This window comes from Macromonas bipunctata (assembly GCF_002837135.1).
Classification (GTDB): Bacteria; Pseudomonadota; Gammaproteobacteria; order Burkholderiales; family Burkholderiaceae_C; genus Macromonas_A; species Macromonas_A bipunctata.
Map to the genome: position 1 here is coordinate 1 of NZ_NWBQ01000006.1, position 1880 is coordinate 1880.

Annotated in this window: 3 protein-coding genes; 1 reads left to right on the plus strand and 2 read right to left on the minus strand. The window is 58.8% G+C overall.

Features of this window, described 5'->3' with window-relative positions; all coding sequences use genetic code 11:
* Positions 1-12 precede the first annotated feature (12 nt).
* Positions 13-1146, minus strand: a complete 1134-nt coding sequence (gene tnpB / locus CON76_RS01285; protein WP_101101329.1) for an IS200/IS605 family element RNA-guided endonuclease TnpB — start codon at positions 1144-1146, stop codon at positions 13-15.
* Between the two features lie 131 nt (positions 1147-1277).
* Here tnpB and CON76_RS01290 point away from each other — a divergent pair, with 131 nt between their 5' ends.
* On the plus strand, positions 1278-1451 hold the full coding sequence (locus CON76_RS01290) for a type II toxin-antitoxin system YhaV family toxin (protein ID WP_205758154.1): 174 nt from the start codon (positions 1278-1280) through the stop codon (positions 1449-1451).
* Positions 1452-1478: 27 nt separating this feature from the next.
* On the opposite strand, the gene CON76_RS01295 is transcribed toward CON76_RS01290, so the two are convergent.
* Positions 1479-1760, minus strand: coding sequence for a type II toxin-antitoxin system RelB/DinJ family antitoxin (locus CON76_RS01295; RefSeq protein WP_101101331.1), 282 nt, complete (start codon positions 1758-1760; stop codon positions 1479-1481).
* Between the last annotated feature and the right edge of the window lie 120 nt (positions 1761-1880).

Consider the following 1880-nt stretch of genomic DNA (forward strand, 5'->3'; position numbering starts at 1 on the left):
GCCCATGCCTCATCAAAGAGACACAGGACTTACAGCTTCTCCACGGGCTGACACCGCCAATCCAGCGGCCAATATGTTGCGTGCGGCATTCACGTCCCGGTCATGGTTCGCACCACATTCGGGGCACGTCCATTGCCGCACGTTCAAGGGCATCTTTTCTGCCGTGTACCCGCAGTCGCTGCAACGCTTGGACGACGGGTGCCAGCGGTCGATCTTGACCAACTCGCGTCCATACCAGCGGGCCTTGTATTCGAGCTGGCGCACGAACTCGGCCCAGCCCGCATCACCGATGGACTTGGCGAGCTTGCGGTTCTTCTTCATGTTGCCGACGGCCAGCGTCTCGACGGCGATCACTTGGTTTTCGTGGATCAGCCGGGTCGAGAGCTTGTGCGTGAAATCCTTGCGGATGTCGGCGATCTTGGCGTGCAGCTTGGCGACTTTGAGCCGCGCTTTGGTACGGTTCTTGGAGCCTTTCTTTTTTTTGGCCAGCTTGCGTTGCAACTTCGCCATTTTCTTCTCGTGCTTACGGAAGGCGTTGAGCGCTGGGATTTTTTCGCCGTCGGAAAGGATGGCGAAATGAGTCAGGCCCAGATCAATGCCGACTTGGCTGGGTGCTTCCGGTTTGGCGCAGACCACGTCGTCACACAGCAAGCTGACAAAGTAACGGCCCGCCGCGTCTTTCGACACGGTGACGGTCGTCACCTTCGCACCTTGCGGAATTTGGCGCGACCAGCGGACATCCAGCGGTGCGTCCATCTTCGCCAGCTTGAGAACCTGACCATCCCAGCGAAACGCGCTGGCGGTGTATTCCGCCGATTGGTGGCTGCCCTTGCGCTTGAACTGCGGGTAACGCCCACGCTTCGCAAAGAAATTCCCAAACGCGGTTTGCAAATGCCGCAGCGCCTGCTGCAACGGCACGCTGGACACGTCGTTGAGCCAAGCGTACTCCGGTTGCTTTTTGAGCAACGTCAACGCTGCGGAAGTGTCGTGGTAGCCCATGCGTTCCTGCCGCTGCTCCCACGCCTCGCTGCGCAAGCGCAGCATGTGGTTGTAGACAAAGCGCACGCAACCGAACGTCTGGGCAAGGATGACCTCTTGCTCAGGCGTGGGGTAAAACCGAAAGCGGTACGCGCGCTTGATGTCCATATAGGCAATTTACACGAAAACCACCCCATCCACCCAGAAGATAGCCCACCAAGAAAGGAGCGGGTTCAGGGGCTTGCTGTGCAAGCCGTGCTATCCCTCCCCGGCATGAATACCGGGGTTTCCCGCACAGATTGGTCAATGACGAAGGCACCAAGCGCGCCTATGAAAGCAACGACGATGCCTACCGGGTATTTCGCAAAATGCTCGAAAACAGCCGCCCACCCGACGACTGGAACGAATTGCTGGCCGAAGCCCAGGCTGAAGGGCAACGCTTGCAACAGCTCGCAACTGCCGTGACGCGGTAGTCCGACGCGCGGGGCAAATTTGCCCGCTTATTGGTGGCTGGCTTCTTCGAGGTCATTCAACAGCGCATCGGCGGTTGCAAAGCGCGCGTGACGGCTCTGGACGATCTGGTTGGCCTCAGCAATGGCAACGCGGCTGGTGGCGTTGGGTGCCTTGAGCGCAAACGGCAACTCTTGATCCGCAACGACACGGGTCAGGAACACGCGAACCGCATCAGAAACGGTCAACCCCATCGAAGCCAGCGTTTTTGCAGCCTGCGCCTTGATGTTTTCGTCCACACGGACGTGAACCATGGTGGTGTTAGCAGCCATAATGGCCTCCTGTTGCGATGGTATGAGATACATTGTATTACCATTGCACCACCATGAGCACCCCTACGAGCCCCGCCGCCGCCAGCACCTTGCTGGCCAGCTTAGCCCGGATATTTCACC

Excerpts from the sequence above, each read along its gene's own strand:
- tnpB (WP_101101329.1), bottom strand. The coding sequence starts at position 1,146 with ATGGACATCAAGCGCGCGTACCGCTTTCGGTTTTACCCCACGCCTGAG.
- CON76_RS01295 (WP_101101331.1), bottom strand. The coding sequence starts at position 1,760 with ATGGCTGCTAACACCACCATGGTTCACGTCCGTGTGGACGAAAACATC.